This is a genomic window from Microcoleus sp. S28C3 (assembly GCF_036700785.1).
GTDB classification, from domain to species: domain Bacteria; phylum Cyanobacteriota; class Cyanobacteriia; order Cyanobacteriales; family Microcoleaceae; genus Microcoleus; species Microcoleus asticus.
In genome coordinates this window covers 51,709-70,521 of sequence record NZ_JAUBPO010000012.1, presented here as the reverse complement: position 1 = coordinate 70,521, position 18,813 = coordinate 51,709, and the positions used below count along the sequence as shown (strand labels likewise).

The 18,813-nt window shown below is 44.6% G+C and carries 16 protein-coding genes and 1 pseudogene; 5 read left to right on the top strand and 12 right to left on the bottom strand.

The genetic code is table 11. From position 1 onward, the window contains the following. Nucleotides 1-103: 103 nt before the first annotated feature. Both QUA13_RS05960 and QUA13_RS05955 read right to left on the bottom strand, forming a co-directional pair. Nucleotides 104-871 (bottom strand): Uma2 family endonuclease, encoded by a 768-nt coding sequence (locus tag QUA13_RS05960; protein WP_445242682.1) that lies wholly within the window; start codon nucleotides 869-871, stop codon nucleotides 104-106. 31 nt (nucleotides 872-902) lie between these two features. Then, a complete protein-coding gene (locus QUA13_RS05955; RefSeq protein WP_333197361.1) occupies nucleotides 903-1,982 on the bottom strand; it encodes a dipeptide epimerase in 1,080 nt (359 codons plus the stop codon). 121 nt (nucleotides 1,983-2,103) lie between these two features. Here QUA13_RS05955 and QUA13_RS05950 point away from each other — a divergent pair, with 121 nt between their 5' ends. Both QUA13_RS05950 and QUA13_RS05945 read left to right on the top strand, forming a co-directional pair. After that, nucleotides 2,104-2,817: a hypothetical protein gene (locus tag QUA13_RS05950; RefSeq protein ID WP_333197360.1), complete on the top strand. Its 714-nt coding sequence runs from the start codon at nucleotides 2,104-2,106 to the stop codon at nucleotides 2,815-2,817. Nucleotides 2,818-2,865: 48 nt separating this feature from the next. Beyond that, on the top strand, nucleotides 2,866-3,312 hold the full coding sequence (locus QUA13_RS05945; RefSeq protein WP_333190801.1) for an NADAR family protein: 447 nt from the start codon (nucleotides 2,866-2,868) through the stop codon (nucleotides 3,310-3,312). 454 nt (nucleotides 3,313-3,766) lie between these two features. Here the strand turns inward: QUA13_RS05945 and QUA13_RS05940 are convergent, their stop codons facing one another. Together QUA13_RS05940 and QUA13_RS05935 are read right to left on the bottom strand one after the other, a co-directional pair. Beyond that, the gene (locus QUA13_RS05940) at nucleotides 3,767-4,471 is read right to left on the bottom strand and encodes a hypothetical protein (protein ID WP_333197359.1); all 705 of its coding nucleotides are present in this window, start codon (nucleotides 4,469-4,471) and stop codon (nucleotides 3,767-3,769) included. A gap of 168 nt (nucleotides 4,472-4,639) precedes the next feature. Further along, nucleotides 4,640-4,846 (bottom strand): hypothetical protein, encoded by a 207-nt coding sequence (locus tag QUA13_RS05935; protein ID WP_333197358.1) that lies wholly within the window; start codon nucleotides 4,844-4,846, stop codon nucleotides 4,640-4,642. A 382-nt stretch (nucleotides 4,847-5,228) separates the two neighbouring features. On the opposite strand from QUA13_RS05935, the gene QUA13_RS05930 reads away from it, so the two are divergent. The 3 genes from QUA13_RS05930 to QUA13_RS05920 all read left to right on the top strand — a co-directional run bounded on the left by QUA13_RS05930 (nucleotide 5,229) and on the right by QUA13_RS05920 (nucleotide 10,589). Next, nucleotides 5,229-8,282 carry a tetratricopeptide repeat protein gene (locus QUA13_RS05930; RefSeq protein WP_333197356.1) on the top strand — a complete coding sequence of 1,018 codons (3,054 nt, stop codon included), beginning with the start codon at nucleotides 5,229-5,231 and terminating at the stop codon, nucleotides 8,280-8,282. 167 nt (nucleotides 8,283-8,449) lie between these two features. Then, the gene (locus tag QUA13_RS05925) at nucleotides 8,450-9,103 is read left to right on the top strand and encodes a Uma2 family endonuclease (RefSeq protein ID WP_333197355.1); all 654 of its coding nucleotides are present in this window, start codon (nucleotides 8,450-8,452) and stop codon (nucleotides 9,101-9,103) included. Nucleotides 9,104-9,239: 136 nt separating this feature from the next. After that, entirely contained in the window at nucleotides 9,240-10,589 is a 1,350-nt protein-coding gene (locus tag QUA13_RS05920) for a 16S rRNA (cytosine(967)-C(5))-methyltransferase (protein ID WP_333197353.1), read from the top strand. A gap of 23 nt (nucleotides 10,590-10,612) precedes the next feature. Here the strand turns inward: QUA13_RS05920 and QUA13_RS05915 are convergent, their stop codons facing one another. From QUA13_RS05915 to QUA13_RS05880, 8 genes and pseudogenes are all read right to left on the bottom strand, one after another. Further along, the gene (locus QUA13_RS05915; protein WP_333197351.1) at nucleotides 10,613-13,192 is read right to left on the bottom strand and encodes a PBP1A family penicillin-binding protein; all 2,580 of its coding nucleotides are present in this window, start codon (nucleotides 13,190-13,192) and stop codon (nucleotides 10,613-10,615) included. A gap of 254 nt (nucleotides 13,193-13,446) precedes the next feature. After that, complete coding sequence (gene chlG / locus QUA13_RS05910) at nucleotides 13,447-14,457, bottom strand: chlorophyll synthase ChlG (protein ID WP_333197349.1); 1,011 nt, start codon at nucleotides 14,455-14,457, stop codon at nucleotides 13,447-13,449. A gap of 363 nt (nucleotides 14,458-14,820) precedes the next feature. Beyond that, entirely contained in the window at nucleotides 14,821-14,892 is a 72-nt protein-coding gene (locus QUA13_RS05905; protein ID WP_333197394.1) for a hypothetical protein, read from the bottom strand. A gap of 49 nt (nucleotides 14,893-14,941) precedes the next feature. Continuing rightward, nucleotides 14,942-15,181 (bottom strand): annotated as a pseudogene (locus QUA13_RS05900) (DUF29 domain-containing protein); the annotation flags it as partial. A 25-nt stretch (nucleotides 15,182-15,206) separates the two neighbouring features. Next, a complete protein-coding gene (locus QUA13_RS05895; protein WP_333190809.1) occupies nucleotides 15,207-15,911 on the bottom strand; it encodes a helix-hairpin-helix domain-containing protein in 705 nt (234 codons plus the stop codon). A gap of 145 nt (nucleotides 15,912-16,056) precedes the next feature. Further along, the gene (locus QUA13_RS05890) at nucleotides 16,057-16,404 is read right to left on the bottom strand and encodes an NINE protein (RefSeq protein ID WP_333197347.1); all 348 of its coding nucleotides are present in this window, start codon (nucleotides 16,402-16,404) and stop codon (nucleotides 16,057-16,059) included. A gap of 91 nt (nucleotides 16,405-16,495) precedes the next feature. After that, nucleotides 16,496-16,708 (bottom strand): hypothetical protein, encoded by a 213-nt coding sequence (locus QUA13_RS05885; protein WP_172188922.1) that lies wholly within the window; start codon nucleotides 16,706-16,708, stop codon nucleotides 16,496-16,498. Between the two features lie 352 nt (nucleotides 16,709-17,060). Next, entirely contained in the window at nucleotides 17,061-18,653 is a 1,593-nt protein-coding gene (locus tag QUA13_RS05880; RefSeq protein WP_333197346.1) for a type II CAAX endopeptidase family protein, read from the bottom strand. Nucleotides 18,654-18,813: the final 160 nt, after the last annotated feature.

Genomic DNA, 18,813 nt, shown 5'->3' with positions numbered 1-18,813 from the left:
CGGGCGATTTTAGATTTTAGCTTCTATTTAAAATCTAAAATCTAAAATCTAAAATCTAAAATCTAAAATCTAAAATCGATTGGGTGTTAGCTGTGATTTGGGATTACTCGTTCAAAGCATTCGGATCTTCTCCCAATTCTCGCAATCTGGCCTCTAGTCGCGAGGCTCGCTGGCGTTCCTGTTCCGCTTGCTGTTGAGCGAATTCTGCTTGCTGTTGAGCGGCTTCCTCCGGCAACAGAACTAAATTGCCAGATTCATCGAAAAAACGCACCCAAGTTGCTGTTTCTCGATCGACAATTCCTTGCCAAGTACCCAACCAAAAACCTAACGTTTCGCACCACAGCCAACCCCGCTCGTTGGGCACTAACGGCTGATAGCGCAGGGTGGCATCTAAACGCCATCCTTGCAAAGAATTAGGCTCGAAAGGATCGAAAACAAAGTAATCAGGAGTTCTAAAAACCTGCTCGTAAATATCCTTTTTTTTGCCTGTATCCTGATTTGCCGTTGACGGCGACAGCAGTTCCACAATGACATCCGGGTAACGTCCGTTTTCTTCCCAAACTACCCAGCCTTGTCGGGAATTATTGCTGTCAACACCCAACACAGCGAAAAAATCCGGACCTCGGAAATCCTGATTCCGAATCTGTTTAGCGCTGTAATAAATAAACATATTGCCACCGACAAAAAAATCGTTCCGGTTAGCTAAACCTTGTTCTACGGAACGGATTAAAACGGTCATTGCTATACGGTGGCGGTTGCTTTCCATTTCTGCACCATCATCAAAAATTAAATCAGTCGGCGGCTTGTGTTCTTCAAAGAAAAGCTTGGCTTCTCTATCAATTTGCTCTCCTATTGATTCCACTGGCATCATAGTATCTCCAGATTTGTTTTGAGCGATACTTCTATTCTACAATCTCAATTCGCCGCACTCCCAATCCCGATCGCGCGTTTGGCAGCAAACACCCATTTTCGACGATCGCACCGGTGAAAGGATCGTCTAATAAATTTAAGTGACTGTCCAAATCCAAACAGTCAGCTAGCGGTGAAAGTTGTGCGGCTGCTGTATTTGCGATCGCGCTATCTGAATAGCAGCCGAACATTACTTGCAAATTGCAGGCTTTTGCTGTGTGAATCATCCGCATTGCTTCGGTCAATCCGCCTGACTTCATCATTTTGATATTGATGCCGTGGACGCAGTGCGCTAACTTGGGTATATCAAAACTATTAAAGCAACTTTCATCAGCAAAAATAGGCAGGGGCGATTGACCGTACAGTTCGGAGAATTCCTCCATATCTGCAACGGGTGAAAGCGGCTGTTCTACATAATTTATCTGGTATTTTTCCAGCCAGCGACACATTTCGATCGCGCTGCTTAAACTCCAACCGCCGTTAGCATCTACACTGATTTTAAGGTTAGCTGGTGCTTCGTCTAGCACTGCTATTAACATAGCTTTGTCGGCTTCGATTCCTGCGGGATTTCCTAATTTAACCTTAACGGCGCGGTATTTGATGCTTTTTGGATCTGTCGCATCTTTGCCAAACCAATCGCGCACTCTTTCTCTTGCACCAGACGGCGAATTAATGCCGATTGTGACGGAGGTGGGGACGATGCGCGATCGATCTAATCCCCACATTTTCCACAGCGGCAAGCCTGCTTTTTTGCCCAGCCAGTCGTGCATTGCCATGTCGATGCCGGCGCGGGCGGCTGAGGGTAAGTTGACCTCAGTTAATACTTGTGCGATTTTTTGGCGATCGAACGGAGTAAACTTTTCTAGCAGCGGTGCAACCTCCTGCAATGCGGCTAGCAGAATTTCGGTAGTTTGGGGCCGAGAACCTGTGGAAAACGGCGAAGCTTCTCCCCAGCCTTCGATGCCTTCGTGTTCTAGCTTCACCCATAAATTGGTACTTTGGGCTGTTGTACCGCGGCTGATGGTAAGGGCAAACCGCTTGCGGACAGTGAAGGTTTCAATTTGAAGGTGCATTGTCAGTGATTGGTAATTTTTTGTAAATAAAAATCCGAGGTGGCGGATTGCGCCGCTCTTGCGATTTGTAACTTTTTACTTTATAGTTTGATTTTGCTTGTTCTAGTTTATCAAAAACTTGATGAAATTCCTGATTTCTGTTTCGCCGAAGAGAGTTGCTTTCTCTCTCAGCATTTGGGTGCTCTTCTTTGCTGTTGCTGGTTGCATCGTACAAGTTCTGCGGTACGGTTTTAACTATCAAGAACGCTGGATTAATTTGTTTAATTTAGACAGAGAAATAAATTATCCTTCGTGGTACTCGTCATTTACTTTGCTGTTTTGCGCGATTTTGCTAGGTATTATTGCTAGTGCTAAGAAGAAGCAGGGCGATCGGTATTTTCGACACTGGAAAACGCTGGGATTCATCTTTGTATTTTTATCTTTAGATGAAATTTTGAGTTTGCACGAAATATTAATTATTAACGACTTGCGAAAGGCACTGCATTTAGGGGGACTTTTTTACTTCATTTGGGTAATTCCGGGGGCTATTTTTGTTGGGGTTATTGGGCTGGCTTATCTGAAGTTTTTCCTGCACCTACCCCGGAAAACAAGGGATTTCTTTTTACTGGCAGGCAGTATATATGTCGGTGGAGCACTTGGCATGGAAATGGTTTGTGGCTATTATGCAGATGCGGTAGGTCAGCGAAACTTGATCTACGGTTTGATGGCTTCTGTTGAAGAAATTTTGGAAATGTTAGGGGTACTCGTATTCATCTACGCCCTGCTGTCTTACATCGGTTCCTATCTTGAAAATATTGATTTGCGGTTGAAGATAGTGGAGAATCAACAGAGGTAAAGCTGACGATCGACCAAGATTATTAGGGCGGTTGAAATCGGAGACATTATGACTATCTACTTCTACACCACTGGCAGCGAATACGGCTGTTTTTCTAATTTTTCCAGTCATGGATTCGAGTTAGACGGAGAATATTGGCCAACTACTGAGCATTATTTTCAAGCACAAAAGTTTCCCGCAACGGCTGACTGCGACCAAATTCGCCAAGCAAAAACACCGAAAGATGCAGCAAAAATGGGACGCGATCGCTCTCGTCCCCTCCGCAAAGATTGGGAAGAAGTAAAAGATGATATCATGGGAAAAGCCGTACTCCGCAAATTTGAAACTCATCCCGAAATTAAAGAAATTTTACTAGCTACTGGCGATGAGGAAATAGTCGAAAATGCTCCTAGTGATTACTATTGGGGTTGCGGCAAAGATGGCAGCGGCAAAAATAGGTTGGGACAGATTTTAATGGAAGTAAGGGAGATTTTGCGAAAACGCACCTCAGAGTAAAACCGAACTTAAATTTCCCACACTAAAGCAGGACTTATTTAATCCTAAGTCCTGCAAGGCTCCTCAGCGAGCATTTTCTCAATTTTCTTAAACACTGAACTTAAAAATCGGCCTGAGCAACTGTCAAAACCTGTGTCAATCTCGTCAGGCTGTTCTAGTAGAGGGTTTCGCCTCTCCTCAAAGACTGCGAAGCAGGGGAAACGGTAAAAACCCTGCACCACTTTTTTTGTTTTAACAACTACTCTTAACCGGAATTAACTTTTATCGTCGCAAGTACAGCATTCTTAACCAGTCGCCTCCCTGACACCGTTCTCCTGAGGTTGGCGACTCACAGGTAAAACAGCAAAACACCTGTTCTGGTTAAAGTTTGTTTTTTATTTATGCTGTATCTTTACTATTGTGTGCGATTTGTGGAAAGTGTTAGCTGTTGTACAGAATTCTTTACAATTTTGATTTATTTGGATACAATCGCGCCACTCTGTCGCAGTTGCTGTTGAATTCGGTTAAATTCTTTTTGTTCTTCGCTTAGCAAATTATTGTCGATCGGCAATCGCATATCCCACTGCAATTCGGACAATAACAACAAACAGCCGGCCATAATTATGCCTGTGGTTAGATATTGCCAAGGTGCAACTAATGTTAATAGAGGAATGCTAAATAAATGAGTTAGTCCGATCAGGAGAAAAGTGCGCGATCGCAAACCGAGTCCCGTACAAAAATAGCCGATCGCGCTCAACCCCAACCACAAATCGCAAAGGTGCAGCAACAAACTTCCCCAACCGGCAAAAATACTGCAATCGGTCAGAACCAAACCAGTTATCATCAAAATCGCCCAAGAGTAAAGAATCCAGCTAACTCGCTCGACTCTTACCCAAAACAAAGTCAAAACAGCCATTACCGCAGTGCCAATTAGAGTCAAAGTTGACCACAAAATCGCCTGAAAGCTCCAACTGATGGGGACAAACTGAGCGGTGAAAAAAATCCCCCCTGTCACCAAACCCCAAAGCAGAAAAGTTTGGTCAATGCGGGTATAAAGTCCTGAGAAAAGAGTAATATTTCCAATTTGCCAGCGGACTTGCAACAGGCCTTCGCGGTCTTGTACGTCGAGATGTTCCTGTTTGCAGCGGATTAGGGGTTCGGAGGCGTTGAAAAAGGTCATCCAGTGTTGGGGAAAGTATGAAGTTTTGTGTATTGTAACAAATCTTAAAGAATATTTTTCAGGTTTTTTCTTGTTCTCAGGCTCTGCCTCCCGCGAGTCTGAGACTTGCGAGGCAGAGTCTCTGGGTATCGATTCCCAGGCAGAGCTGGGGAACCAGGGAACCAGTGATTATTTGTGTTTTTTGTTCAGGGTTTTGGTCAACTGAGTAATTGAGTTGAGCAAAGTTTGGGAAAAGTAAGCCATTGCAATAATCACGGCTACTGCAACTCCTCCGTACATCAGTAAAGGCATGAAACCTCCAGTTTCAGGCGGTGTTGCCGAATCAGTTGCAGCCGTAGAAACCAGAATGACTTGCTTGGTGCTAAAATCAGACATATAAACTCCTTGGTCTTTACAAAGACCGTAAAAATGGGAACTTGACGAGCGTTTCTGGTTGCACCCAGTCGCTCTGAAAAAAACAAGCGATCGAAAGCGCCTCTAGTAACAGCTAGGGGCGCTTGTTTGCTTGTTAAGGGCAGTCTAACACTGCTTTAAAAAATATACAACAAATTTGACGTATATTTATTTAAACCTATGGTAAATTAGACGTATAAATTCTAAAAGCCTTGTCTAACAAGCATTTTCTCCTTCCCGGCTCTGCCTGGGGACGCCGATCCGGAGGCTGTGCCTCCTGTTTTCCTCCGCAACCGACGAGGCAGATTCTCTAGATATCGGTTCCCAGGCACAGCCGGGGAACCAGTTAAACCCAATAGATATTATGAAAAATACATTTATCTCTCGATTTTCTCCTAGCTTGATGTCACCAGAAACCTTGGAAGCTATCTTAGTACAGCGTCACGCACTGGCAGAACATTTAGTAGAGCTAATTCGGGTGAGCGCGCTAACAGATAACAAGCATTTTCAACTACTAATAGGGCCCCGCGGCATTGGCAAAACGCACTTGGTTTCCCTGATTTATCATCGCGTAGCTAAGATGGAAGATTTGCAGGATAAATTGCTAATTGCGTGGCTGCAGGAAGAGGAATGGGGGATTGCGTCTTTTTTGGATTTATTGCGGGGAGTATTCCGGGCAATTGCTAAAGAATATGAGGCAGAATATGAAGCTGAGTTACATGATGATGTTGAAAAACTTTATGATTTGTCGCCGGAGCAAGCTGAACTTAAGGCCGCAGAATTGCTGAGAGACTTTGTTGGCAAGCGGGTGCTGTTGTTGATTGTCGAAAATTTAGAGGACGTGTTTAGCGGCTTGGGGGATTTCGGGCAGAAGCAGTTGAGGGCGTATATTCAAAATTATTCATTTATGACAATTTTGGCAACATCACAAAGCTTGTTTGATGGAGTCAAGCTCTCTAATAATCCTTTTTATGGTTTTTTTGATTTACATGAATTAGATGAGTTTAAGCTCGATGATGCTGTAGCTTTATTAAATCATATTGCCACGTTAGAAGGAAATAATGATTTAGCATCTTTTATTCAAACTCCCACAGGGCGCGACCGCATTAAAGTTGTGCATTACCTTTCTGGTGGCAGTCCTCGCGTCTATATTGTTTTTTCGGCTTTTCTGATGACTCCTGAATCGCTCGATAAATTGGTAGAACCGTTTATGGAAATGCTGGATAGCCTCACGCCCTACTATCAGGATCGGATGAAATATCTATCAAATCAGCAGCGAAAGATAGTTGACTTTTTGTGCGATCGAGGTGGTGCCGCACCAGTAAAACAAATTGCTAAACGCTGTTTTATTGAGCAGCGAACTGTATCTAGCCAACTTAAAGATTTGCGAGATAAGGGTTATGTGAAAACAGAAGAAATTGGACGGGAATCGTGGTATGAATTGCGGGAACCGTTGATGCGTTTTTGTCTGGAGGTAAAGAAGCAGCGAAATCAACCGATTCGATTAATTGTGGATTTTATTCGGGTTTGGTATACGCGGAAAGAATTGCAGCAGCGATTGGGATTGAGGATGGCGGATGTTGATTTGGCGGAGAAAGAAAGTCATTTTATGTATCGGCAAGGTTTGAAACCGATTCCACCTGATGCTGTGATGGAACGAGAATATTATACGCGGGCGCTTGAGGCTATTGAGAGAAATGAGGAAGACCCGCGTCTGAAGGCTTATTTTGATGAAATTGAATATTGTATTGAACTGAAAGACTATGTTTCGGCTTTAGCATATGCGGAAAAATTGGTAGCAAGTCGGGGTGAGGCAAAGGATTGGGTACAAAAGGGACGCTGTTTAAATAGCCTCGATCGCTACGATGAAGCTTTAGTATCTTTAGATCGGGCGATCGAACTTAATGCCAATTATCAATCTGTTTGGGCTTTACGAAGCTATGTACTCGATAACCTCAAACGCTATGACGAAGCTTTAGTATCTTTAGATCGAGCGATCAAACTTGGTGCCAATTATCAGGAGATTTGGGTTGTAGGAGGCAATGTCCTCTACAATCTCAAACGCTATGAAGAAGCTTTAGCATCTTACGATCGGGCGCTCGAACTTGACCCAAACGATAAGTTAGCTTGGTATATGCGAGCCGATGTACTCAATAATCTCGAACGCTATGAAGAAGCTTTAGTATCTTTCGATAGGGTGCTCCAACTTGATGCTAATAATCAGTTTGCTTGGGCTAAGCGAGGCTATGTACTCAACAAAATCAAACGCTATGAAGAAGCCTTAGTATCCTACGATAGGGCTATCAAACTTGATACCAATTATCCGTGGGCTTGGACTAATCGAGGGAGTGTACTCTACCACCTCAAACGCTATGATGAAGCATTAGCATCTTACGATAGGGTGATCGAACTTGATGCTAATAATCAGTGGGCTGGGCCTTTACGAGGCTATGTGCTCTACAACCTCAAACGCTACAATGAAGCTTTAGTATCTTACGATAGGGAGATAGAACTTGATGCTAATAATCAGTTGGCTTGGGCTAACCGAGGCAATGTACTCAACGACCTCAAACGCTATGAAGAAGCTTTAGAATCTTACGATAGGGCGATCAAACTTGATGCTAATAATCAGTCGGCTTGGGCTAAGCGAGGCTATGTGCTCTACAACCTCCAACGCTACGATGAAGCTTTAGAATCTTACGATATGGCGATCGAGCTTGACGAAAATAATCTGCATTTTTGGGTTTTACGAGGCATTGTACTCACCCACCTCAATTGCTACGATGAAGTTTTAGAATCTTACGATAGGGCGATCGAACTTGACGAAAATGATCGGGATGTTTGGGTTTTACGAGCCATTGTACTCAAGAGCCTCAAACGCTATGATGAAGCATTAGTATCTTACGATCGGGCGATCGAACTTGGCGATCGATATTCATATGTCTTCTTCAATCGCGCCATTGCCATTCTCGGATTGAATCGCTGGGATGAAGGCATCGCCGCCTTAGACGACGCATTCCAACGCCTTGAACCAGGCGATGAAGCTTATGCAGTAGATGCCGATTTAATTATCCGCAACCTGTTCATTAACACGCACGATATAGCGATATCTCAAACTCGCATCACCAGCCTGATAGCCGTTCATGAAAAACACAAATCTCTTTCAATTTTAGGACAGGGAGTTGTGCAAAACATCCCCGCGCTAATGTCAGAAATGGTAAGCGACAAAGCCGCACGCACTTGGTTAGAATTGTGGCAAGAACAAACAAGCAAATACGAAGAATTCCAAATTCCCATCCGCCTGCTGGATGCGGCTGTCCGCTATAAGGAAACAAAGGGCGACAGACGAGTTTTGCTAGAACTTCCCATAGAAGAACGCAATTTATTAGAACCATTGGTGTCAACCAAACCCGAATAAGTAAAACAGGAGTTACGCACTCCCACAAAGAAACCGGGTTTTTTACCTAATCTTCGAGTACAAACGAAGTAATTTCGTAAAAAAACCCGGTTTCTGGGCCCCATGCGTAAGTCCTATAAAATAGATATAGAATAGAAATTGATGCTACTAGCAATGGAGTCATCCCCATGACAACAACAATTCCCACTCAAACTTTGCCAGAAATCATCTACCCAGACAGCGACGGAAAACCCATGTCTGACAATACCAAACAGTTCCAATTAATAGTAAAAATTCAAGGCGGAATAGATGCCTTATTCAAAGACAACGAAAATGTCTTTGTAGCAGGTGATTTGCTGTGGTATCCCGTCGAAGGAGATAACAAAACTCGCCAAGCACCTGATACTATGGTAGTCTTTGGCAGACCCAAAGGTGACAGAGGTTCCTACAAACAGTGGCTTGAAGATAATATTGCGCCGCAAGTTGTCTTTGAAATCATCTCGCCGGGAAATAGACTGGGAGAAATGTTTAAGCTGTTTAAGTTCTATGAAAATTGTGGAGTAGAAGAATATTATGTCTACGATCCAGAGGATAATGAGTTAATAGGTTGGCTGCGAAGTGACGGAGAACTCAACTATATTGAATCAATGGAGGGTTGGGTAAGTCCGCGTTTGGAAATCCGTTTTGAAACTGCATCGGGAGATTTAGAAATTTATCGTCCCGACGGACTAAAGTTTTTGTCTTATGTGGAGTTGTCAAGACAAATGGAACAAGCGCAACAAAAAGCAGATCGCCTATCAGAAAAATTGCGAGAAATGGGCATAAATCCAGAGGAAATTTGAAAATTTTAGAGGTCCCTGGCGGTTTCAACCGCCAGGTTTATTCAACCAGCGAAGGCCGGTTTTGTCTGTGTAGATGCGGTTTCAACCACCGGGTATTTGAATCACCTATAATAACTTGACATATCAACAATTTTCCATGCAAAATCCCCGCCAAATAGCTTTTCTCGCACTCCGCGAAGTCCACCGCCGCGGTGCATTCGCAGATGCCGCACTCGATCGCGCTTTCGGCAATTCTCAACTCAACGACCTCGATCGGCGTTTAGTGACAGAATTAGTTTACGGTAGCGTCAGGAGAATGCGATCGATCGACTTCATCATCGACAAACTAGCAACAAAGAAATCCTCCCAACAACCGCCCGAACTTCGCACCATCTTACATTTAGGCTTATATCAACTTGAATATCTCAACCAGATTCCCCCCTCCGCCGCCGTCAACACCACCGTTCAACTAGCAAAAGAAAACGGATTTTCAGGACTTAGCAGTTTTGTCAACGGTTTGTTGCGCCAATACATTCGTTTAACAGATAACGACTTAAACCCATTAACAGTTACTAACTATAAATCAACCGTTGAACGCCTAGGAATTTTGCACAGCTTCCCCGAATGGCTGGTAAAAATGTGGCTCGAACAAATAGGCGAAACCGAAACCGAACAACTCTGTGAATGGTTCAACCAATCCCCCACGATTGACCTGAGAATCAATCCCTTAAAAAGCTCGATCGCCCAAATCGAAGCTGCCTTCAAAACCCACAACATCTCAACTAGCAGAATCCCCAACTTGCCACAAGCTTTAAGACTAAATGGCAGCATCGGCGCAATTCAAAACCTCCCCGGATACAGCGAAGGTTGGTGGACAATCCAAGACAGCAGCGCTCAATTAGTCACCCATTTACTAGAACCCCAGCCAGGGGAAACCATCATCGACGCCTGCGCCGCGCCGGGGGGAAAAACCACCCACAGCGCCGAATTAATGCAGGATGAAGGCACAATTTATGCCTGCGACAAAATCGCCAGCAGACTCAAAAAACTTAAAGAAAATGCAGACAGACTCCAGATGAAATCGATTAAAATTCATACCGGAGACAGCCGCCATTTCCCAGAGTTTGTTAACCTCGCAGACAGAGTTTTACTAGACGCACCTTGTTCTGGCCTCGGAACCCTCCACCGCCGCGCTGACGCCCGCTGGCGCCACACGCCCGAAAACATTCAACAACAATCTCAACTGCAATCGGAATTGCTAGCAAATGCAGCCACATTTGTCAAGTCCGGCGGCGTATTAGTGTATGCAACTTGCACAATTCATCCCTTGGAAAATGAAACAGTTATTCGATCGTTCTTAGACAGCAATCCTAACTGGCAAATCGAACCGCCAACAATTGATTTACCAGTACAGCCATCACCCGAAGGATGGGTGAAAGTGTGGCCGCACATACATCACATGGACGGCTTTTTTATGGTGAGGCTAAAGCAATTGAAAAAGGAGTAAAGTCCTTACTCCAAACCGATAGTTTAATATCCCGGTTCTTGATAAGCAGGCTCTTGATAAGCAGGCTCTTGATAAGCAGGCTCTTGATAGGCCGGCTCTTCATAAGCCGGTTCTTGATAAGCAGGCTCTTGGGGTGGGTAATACTTCGGTTCAGGATTAGGATTGTAAGGTACGATCGCACCATCTTCATTCACAATCATCCCCCGAATAATCCTCTTAGGCTCCACCGGTTTTGCCTTAATACTGCCTTTGCGCCCCTCCAACTCCGGCAACTTCGGAAACTTCTCAACCGGCATTCCCTTAACAGCTTGACTCATAAAATCGCGCCAATTATACGCCGCCGTACCGCTAGTTCCCCAAGTCGGATAATTGTCATCATTCCCCAGCCAAATCCCAGTCACAAGCTGTGGAATGTAACCAATAAACCACAAATCCCTGACATTTTCCGAAGTACCAGTTTTGCCCGCTACAGCGCGATCGTTTAAAGCAGCAGGCCCCCCCGTACCGTCTTGCACAACGCCCTCCAACATCCAAGTAGTAATCGCAGCACTATCCTTATCCAAAACCCGCTTCTGTTTAAAATTAGCCTGATAAATCACATTTCCCCGCTGATTAATCACCCGAGTAATGCCGTGGGCTTCAATAAAATTACCTTGCGATGCTAGTGTACCGTAAGCATTGGTTAACTCCAGCAAATTTACCTCCGAAGAACCCAAAGCCAGGGAATAAATCGGACTCAATTTAGACTTAATTCCCATATCGTGGGCTAATTTTATTGTCGGTTCAAACCCGACATCCATCAACACCTTCACAGCTACGACATTCACCGAACGCGTCAAAGCATCAGAGATCGATCGCCAACCGCTAAATTTTTTGCCATAATTATTCGGTTGATAGCCGTCGATAATAATTGGTTCGTCTTCGTAACCGTCATAGGGAGAAAAACCAGCCGCCATCGCTGTGGCATAAACCAACCCTTTAAACGTCGATCCGGGCTGCCGCAAAGCCTGCGTAGCGCGATTAAACTGACTTTCCTTAAAATTGCCGCCGCCCACCAGGGCCTTAACTTCCCCAGTTTTAGTGTCCATAGAAACTAAAGCCGCCTGTTCAAAACCCTGACTGCGACCATCAACTTCGATCGCATTTTTAACCACCTTTTCCGCTATTTTCTGCCACTTCAAATCCACCGTCGTCTCGACAGTCAAACCGCCAGCTTCCAAAGCATCCGGAGAAACATAGCGCGGCAATTCTTTCCGAATGTAACTAGCAAAATAAGGCGCGACTACATTAAATCGCTTCGGCGCACTTGGTTTAACCGCCATAGGTTCCGCCATCGCCTCCTTCGCCTGAGCCTCTGTAATTACCTTAGCTTCCTGCATTTCTTGCAGCACAAGATTGCGGCGTTTCTTAGCCATATCCGGATTAACCAAAGGCGAATATTCGCTTGGTGCCGGCGGCAAACCCGCCAAAGTTGCCATCTCTGCCAAGGTTAATTTATCGACAGTTTTGCTAAAGAAAACCGCTGCTGCATCTGCCACTCCGTAGGCATCCGAACCCAAATAAACCAGATTTAAATATCTTTCTAAAACTTGGTCTTTATTCAACTCTCGCTCAATTTTCTGAGCTAAAAGAGCTTCCCGAACCTTCCGCCTAATACTTCTTTCCTGATTTAGAAAAACAACGCGAGCCAATTGTTGCGTAATTGTACTGCCGCCCTGCACTAAATCTCTAGCTATCAAATTAGAAACAATCGATCGCACAATACCTTGATAATCCACCCCGCGATGTTTGTAAAAACGGCGGTCTTCTATGGAAATAAAAGCTTTAACCAACAGTTCGGGAATTTCTTTAAGTTTCAGTTTATCTCTAGTTGCAGGCCCCGACTGCAACAAAATCGTATTATCTGCCGCCTTAATTGTCAGCGTTCCGTCGCGGTTAAAAGCTGACAAATCGTTAACATCCGGCAAACCTTTGTCTAAGGTGTACAAAATCCATAAACAGTAGATTAAAGCGCCCCCGCCTATACTGGCAACACCTAAACCTATCCAAAATCTAGGGCCGCGAGGTATCCGTTTTTTAGTATTTTCGTGCGGTGCGATATTTTCCGGCGGTGCGCTATTTTCCTGTAGTTCCGTATGTCTCTGCAATTCGGTGTTCTGCGGTGCGCTATTTTCCGACAATTCGCTACTATCCGATTTTTGGGATAATTTAGTTTCCAGCAAACTCAATCCCGGCCGCAACAATTTTTTTCCCTTGGTTTGCAAGCTGGTAACTTGAGGTTCAATTTCCAACCAAGCGATTAAGCGCTTCAACCCTTCCCAATCGCGCTTAACTATTTGATACCTCTGAATCTCCGGGTCTAATTCCCAATTTATTTCCGACTCTTCTAGGGGTGCAGGATCTTCTTCTACCACATACTCCGATCCGGCCGCCGTTGTCCGTGTAAAAAATTCCGCCTCGGTTTCGGGCGAGTTGAGCTTATTACCCTTCGCAGCCTTGGGCGGTTCTCGATCGGAATTACCGCTTATTGCGTTAGTGACTTTGCTCAATTTACCTTTGATATTTGAGAAAAATTCTGCCACGTTCAGACCTTCAAACCTCATCAAGTCCGATTAAAAATTAAAAATTCACAAAGCTAGCTTTCTTCAATTTTTAATTTTTAATTCGACATTTTTTCTTGAATAACACGCTGCCTTGAATTAATTATTTTTGAATTCAAAACTTTTTAATTCAAAACTCAAAATTCAAAACTTTTATTAACGCTGCGGAGTTTGGTATTTTTTTTCTAATTGAATTAGATTTTTTGAATTAAAAACTCTTTAACTCAAACCTCACAACTCAAACCTCCAAACTCTGCTTAACTCGCATTACCCAGCGCCAAGGCTGCTACCAGCATACCCAAAACCAAGAAAGGCTGAGCACTTGCCTGATATTTAACATCATTTTCCAGGGGATTACGCAAAAAGTACATATCCTGAAAAGTGATTTGGGGAATTATCAGCAGCAGGAGAATCACAGCGTAAAGGTTTTGGTGGATACTGATCAGGTAGCCTGCAATCCCAGCTTGAAATATGTCGATCATCAACACGCAAATCCAAGCTGCGGTGCCGATGCCAAACATCACTGGCAAAGATTTTAACCCTAATTGCCGATCGCCTTCGACACTTTTGAAATCATTGACGATCGCAATCCCCAGCCCTGCCAAACTGTAAAACAGGGTCAAAATCATAATAGTTGGATCTAGTGTACCAAACAAAGCTTGACCAGCCCACCAAGGCAGGGCAATGTAGCTAGCACCCAGGGCATAATTTCCCAACCAGCCATTCTGCTTGAGTTTCAGCGGGGGCGCAGAGTAGATATAAGCTAGAAACGCGCCGCCGAGAGTCAAAACAGTCATGATCGGGAATTCATGACCCGCCCACAAGTCTAGAGCATAAGCCACCCCAATGCCAGCGGCTAATAATACCAAAATTTGCGCGACTACTTGGGGAATCGAGATCATACCGGAAGGAATCGGACGGTAGGGCTCGTTAATGGCGTCGATGTCGCGATCGTAAAAATCGTTCAAAGTTTGAGTGTACCCGGCCAGCAACGGCCCTGACATCAACATACAAGCTGCTGCGATCGAGAAATTCTCTAGGTTCCAAACATAGTTTCCAGAAGACGCCGCCCCGCACACCACGCCCCAAATTAAGGGAATCCAGGTAATCGGTTTCATCAGTTGCAAGCGAATTTTCCAGATGGATGTTTCCCCGCTAGCGGCCCCTTTCATGCCCAAGAGTTGCCGAGTTTTGGCAGTGCGGTTTTCGGTAGCAGCACTTTCCGGTGCAGCTTCTGGGGAGATTTGAGATGGAGGAGAGTCAGGCATAAGTGTGATTTTAGCGTTACTGCTACTATTGTGTCGTTCTGCGTTTCAATAATAATTCTGATAGGATACCACTGATATTTACTGATATTTAAGGCATCGTCTTGAAAACTTACCCGGTCTTGGAGTTGATGCTAGGGAAAAGTACGGGTTTCATCAATACATTTTAATATCATTATTCTGTGTAAATGTCAAGAGGATCAATACTTTTTTAATAATTTTGCTGGGCCCGCCTGGTGGGGGAGATTTTTGCTAGCAGGTGCATTGAATGTCAATTACCAGGAGGCGATCGAGTTTTTTTCCATGCTACCCTTGAATCATCTCATCTGGGCCAAACCGGCGGCAGAAAGTCAATATGCCTTCTATTTATGCAATCAGATTTTCCCAGTCGATGTTTGAATAGTCGCGAACCCGCAACTTTTCCACAGTGGTTTCAATCCATCTATCGATTTTAGATTTTAGATTTTAGATTTTAGATTTTAGAGATGCTACCACTTCTTTGATCCGGTTGAAATTGCCACTTAAACAAGTCCAGGAGAATTACCACCAGATTACTTTCTCAACTCCGGTGTTACCTTCGCCCCATGTCTTCTATTTCTGCAATCAGATTTTCCCAGTCGATGTTTGAATAGTCGCGAACCCGCAACTTTTCCACAGTGGTTTCAATCCATCTCAGGTAATCTGTATCATACAATTTTTGTCGGTCAACTTCTAATTTTATTGTCATAACCTGTTCGTGCTAACAACGGCAATTAACAAATATGGCGGTACGAATCAAAAGGCAGTCCCGTCCGCCGCTTGACTTCGACAACTGATTTGTAAGCGCCTTTTCTCTGCCTTTCTCTAACTATTTTTTCGGCAACAACCCGATCTAAACCGCTGGCGATTAACTCTTCCGGCGAAAGAATATTTAACCGTTTCCAAGTAAACTGCAATTCTTTTTGATAATTGTAGCTGAAGCAAATCATCGGGGCGATGCGTCTGACGTGACTTTCGGGAACTCCGGCTATTTCTGATAACTCTTCGGCGTGGGTAAAAATGTAGCCTTCGTTTTGCAAAGATTCAATATCGTTGGCGTAGACGATCGGCAAACCCAAGATTCTGACCATATCGTCTTTGGTACACTCGTTAATATCTATTTTGCCGCGCACGTTTGCCAGTTCTTCGGCATTGGTTGCAGTTGCCGGAACCAGTAAACCTCTGGGTGCGGTTTTGATGAGATAGCGCTTTTTCAAACTAAAAGCAGTGACAATTTGAGCGATCCACACGATCGTACCCAAATTAACTGAAGAAGATACCGCTAGTGCTGCTAAAGTAATGGCAACACCCCATCCCATCCAACTGCGAATATTTGACTTTTGGCCTGCATAGGCGATCGCCAATCCGCCGAAGTAGGGAATAAAAGCATACCACACCCAGTTTGGAGTTTGACGCAGCCAGTATAAATCTTGAGACACTTTAATTTTATCCTTAAATAGTTGCGATCTCACACTTACTTATTTCACTCCCACTTTTTAAATAGTGGGCTTTCTTCTTCCTTCTTCCTGACATCCGTTACATCCGTTACACAATCCGTTGCCGAACTTCCTTCTTCCTTCTTAATTACAATTCTCGCAGCAATTTTTGGCGTTTTTCTTCATATTCTTCTGCCGTAATTGCGCCCATATCGTAAAGTTTTTTTAATTCGCCGATCGCCCCTGTTACATCTTTTGCCGATCTGAGGGCATACCCAGAGGGCAACGTACCGCCATTGTACTGAACCTGAAAAGCTTGTTCCGACATCAGCAGCAGGCCGAGAAAATCGAAAAATGCGATCACGAACGGAATTAATGTCCAAGAAAATAGCAAGTATAATACCCCTGCTAAGTTATTGCCCAAATAAAATTTATGAATTCCCAAAGGGCCTACAAAGAAAGCTAACACAACTGCTACGTTTTTATCTTTTACCATTTTTACTTTCCCCATTTTTTTTAAACTTCCGCAATAGACTGTGAATGCGCGACCATGAACGATCGAGCTAAGTAATCTTACTAATTTTTACTCATTTATTTGGGTTTTTGCGAAACTTAGACATCGCAAAATACAGCAGAACTATACCGGCTTGAGCCTCTAGAATGACCAAGTAGCCTCTCAAGAAATAATTGAGTTCGCTGCCTGAATTGAGAGAAAATATTAAAATGCCTAGGGCTGCGTAGGGTGCGAAACGCATCCAACTCGGCGTTCCCTCTAACTTGCGGCTGTTAAAATTGCTCATTGGGTTTAACCCTCATCCTAAATTAAAATTTAGCTAGAAATTGGCCGGATTGTCAACTTCTGCTTGGTGCGATCGCCCGGGCCAGTCTCTCAATCATCAGCCGACAAGATATTACTTCCATGTTAAACCAAGTTTTTCCGCTAAAGTAAGCGACCGGGGCGGGTCGATCTGGATCTGTTGCTGATATTAAAGATGAGGGTGAACCAGCCCCTACTGGAATTCGGATTATTTTACCGAACTAGATATTAGGGGCGCACCGAGCACCCTACTGCTGTTTTTGCCCTTGTCGATCGCCCTCACGAAAACTGTCAAAAAAACAACGTTAATTCACAATTATTAACAACCGCCCGAATTAACTCGCGCCGCCGCCCAAAAGAAACAGACTCAGGAGAGTACCGCTGTTCCAAAGACTGTGGAGAAGCATGGGAGCGAGGAGATTGCGCGATCGGGTGTACACAAACCCCAAAACCGCACCCAAAGTCGCCAAAGGCAGAATCTCAGACACATTCAAGTGAGCCACGGCAAACAAGAAAGCAGAACCTGCGATCGCCCCCCAAACAGGCAAATAGCGAGTCAGAGAAGGCAGCAGAAAGCCCCGAAACACGATTTCCTCAAAAACCGGAGCGGCGATCGCAGCAGTGCCGAAAAACACCGCCAAAGCCACGTTGTCCCTACCTTCGAGAACGATCGGCAAAATCGGATTGCTGCCACCTTGTCCCTGCCAGAATTGCTGATTTATCAGCGACACCAAAACTACCAAAGGCAAAGCAACAAAATAGCCGCCAAAACCCCACAAAAACCAATTTCCCCGCCAATTAATCCGAAACCAACCTTCCGGCAAAGGCAAAAAAGACTTGACCGAAAAATACAGTACCGAAAGCCCCCCAGCCGACAGCAACAAATAAGTCGCAAAGATATAAAAAGCCTTGTTGCGCGGGTCAAAAGTAGCAGGATTGAGTTTTAAAACAGCCAGAGAAACCGGCAGCAACAAATAGGGAATCAAGATTTGCCCGACAAAGAAAAAGCCGACAACCAGGACCTGCCAAACAATCTCGCCGTCCCAAGGCACATCCCAAGTCAAGCTCGCATTTCGCGCCAACAGCGGGCCGGAACCTGCTGTATCTAACTGCTTCCGCTGCAACAGCCACTGCACGGTCAAACCAACCAGCAAAACCGTACCAATACAAAGTGCGATCGCCGGAACGCCCACTATAATTGCCAACTTTTCTACAGCTTGCTCAGCCGTTGCTTGCTCTGCTGCTTGCAGCGCCAACAGCTCTTTAGAACGTTCTTGCAGCTTGTAAAGTTGAGCGAGAGCGCGATAGCGAAACCAGCCATCCAAAGACTTTTTAATGTTCTGCTCGGCATCCGGCAGCAGTTGAGCCGGATTGCTCCAAATTCCCGTTAAAACTTTAGCAGTGACCGCCGAAGGGTCGTAATCAATTTGAGTGTTGTACCGCTCAACTAAATTTTTCCAAGTTTGGATCGCCGCCTGAGTTTTGCCGCTGCTTGCCTGCAAGATTCCTAAGCGCAAGTCAAGTTCGTTTAGCAGCACTGACTGTTGCTCGATGGACTCTGACAAAGCCTTGTTTTGAGCCAAATTAAGAGTATTATCAGCAGACTTGGAGGCCACGGGCGACTGAATTTCTTTAAATTGTGCTTGAGTTGTTTCGAGAGTTTTGCGAGTCGAGTCTCGCGCTTCTTGATATTGCGTCAAAGCCGTATTTAAAGGATCTGCACCGACAATATTGTTGCGCGCCGAACTTAAATTAGCACTCTGATTATTTTCTCCTTGCCACTCGGAGGCGTGAAGCAGCAAATTTGTCTGGTAGAGTTCCAGCCGACTTTGAATTTGTGGCTGGTTCCAACTAGCAACTAAAGATAAACCGACCAGGGCGATCGCGATCGCCGTTAAAATACCTAAAATCACCCGCTTCAATGTCATTCCTGCTTTTCCGTCCCGCGCGAATCCGTGGCTAAATCTTTTCCGTCTTTAATCATAGGTCGTTGCAGACGAGAGTATCCCGACAACTGGTAAAATTTCACTGGCTCATCTTTTTGACTCGCCTCAACAAGACTTACGCCACAAATCCTTGACCCGCCAT

What these genes read in the sequence shown, in the direction of transcription:
- QUA13_RS05880 (WP_333197346.1), bottom strand. Translation starts at nt 18,653, where the DNA reads ATGACATTGAAGCGGGTGATTTTAGGTATTTTAACGGCGATCGCGATC.
- QUA13_RS05930 (WP_333197356.1), top strand. Translation starts at nt 5,229, where the DNA reads ATGAAAAATACATTTATCTCTCGATTTTCTCCTAGCTTGATGTCACCA.
- QUA13_RS05945 (WP_333190801.1), top strand. Translation starts at nt 2,866, where the DNA reads ATGACTATCTACTTCTACACCACTGGCAGCGAATACGGCTGTTTTTCT.
- QUA13_RS05960 (WP_445242682.1), bottom strand. Translation starts at nt 871, where the DNA reads ATGATGCCAGTGGAATCAATAGGAGAGCAAATTGATAGAGAAGCCAAG.
- QUA13_RS05915 (WP_333197351.1), bottom strand. Translation starts at nt 13,192, where the DNA reads ATGAGGTTTGAAGGTCTGAACGTGGCAGAATTTTTCTCAAATATCAAA.
- QUA13_RS05950 (WP_333197360.1), top strand. Translation starts at nt 2,104, where the DNA reads ATGAAATTCCTGATTTCTGTTTCGCCGAAGAGAGTTGCTTTCTCTCTC.
- QUA13_RS05940 (WP_333197359.1), bottom strand. Translation starts at nt 4,471, where the DNA reads ATGACCTTTTTCAACGCCTCCGAACCCCTAATCCGCTGCAAACAGGAA.
- QUA13_RS05955 (WP_333197361.1), bottom strand. Translation starts at nt 1,982, where the DNA reads ATGCACCTTCAAATTGAAACCTTCACTGTCCGCAAGCGGTTTGCCCTT.
- QUA13_RS05935 (WP_333197358.1), bottom strand. Translation starts at nt 4,846, where the DNA reads ATGTCTGATTTTAGCACCAAGCAAGTCATTCTGGTTTCTACGGCTGCA.
- QUA13_RS05920 (WP_333197353.1), top strand. Translation starts at nt 9,240, where the DNA reads ATGCAAAATCCCCGCCAAATAGCTTTTCTCGCACTCCGCGAAGTCCAC.
- QUA13_RS05925 (WP_333197355.1), top strand. Translation starts at nt 8,450, where the DNA reads ATGACAACAACAATTCCCACTCAAACTTTGCCAGAAATCATCTACCCA.
- QUA13_RS05885 (WP_172188922.1), bottom strand. Translation starts at nt 16,708, where the DNA reads ATGAGCAATTTTAACAGCCGCAAGTTAGAGGGAACGCCGAGTTGGATG.
- QUA13_RS05890 (WP_333197347.1), bottom strand. Translation starts at nt 16,404, where the DNA reads ATGGTAAAAGATAAAAACGTAGCAGTTGTGTTAGCTTTCTTTGTAGGC.
- chlG (WP_333197349.1), bottom strand. Translation starts at nt 14,457, where the DNA reads ATGCCTGACTCTCCTCCATCTCAAATCTCCCCAGAAGCTGCACCGGAA.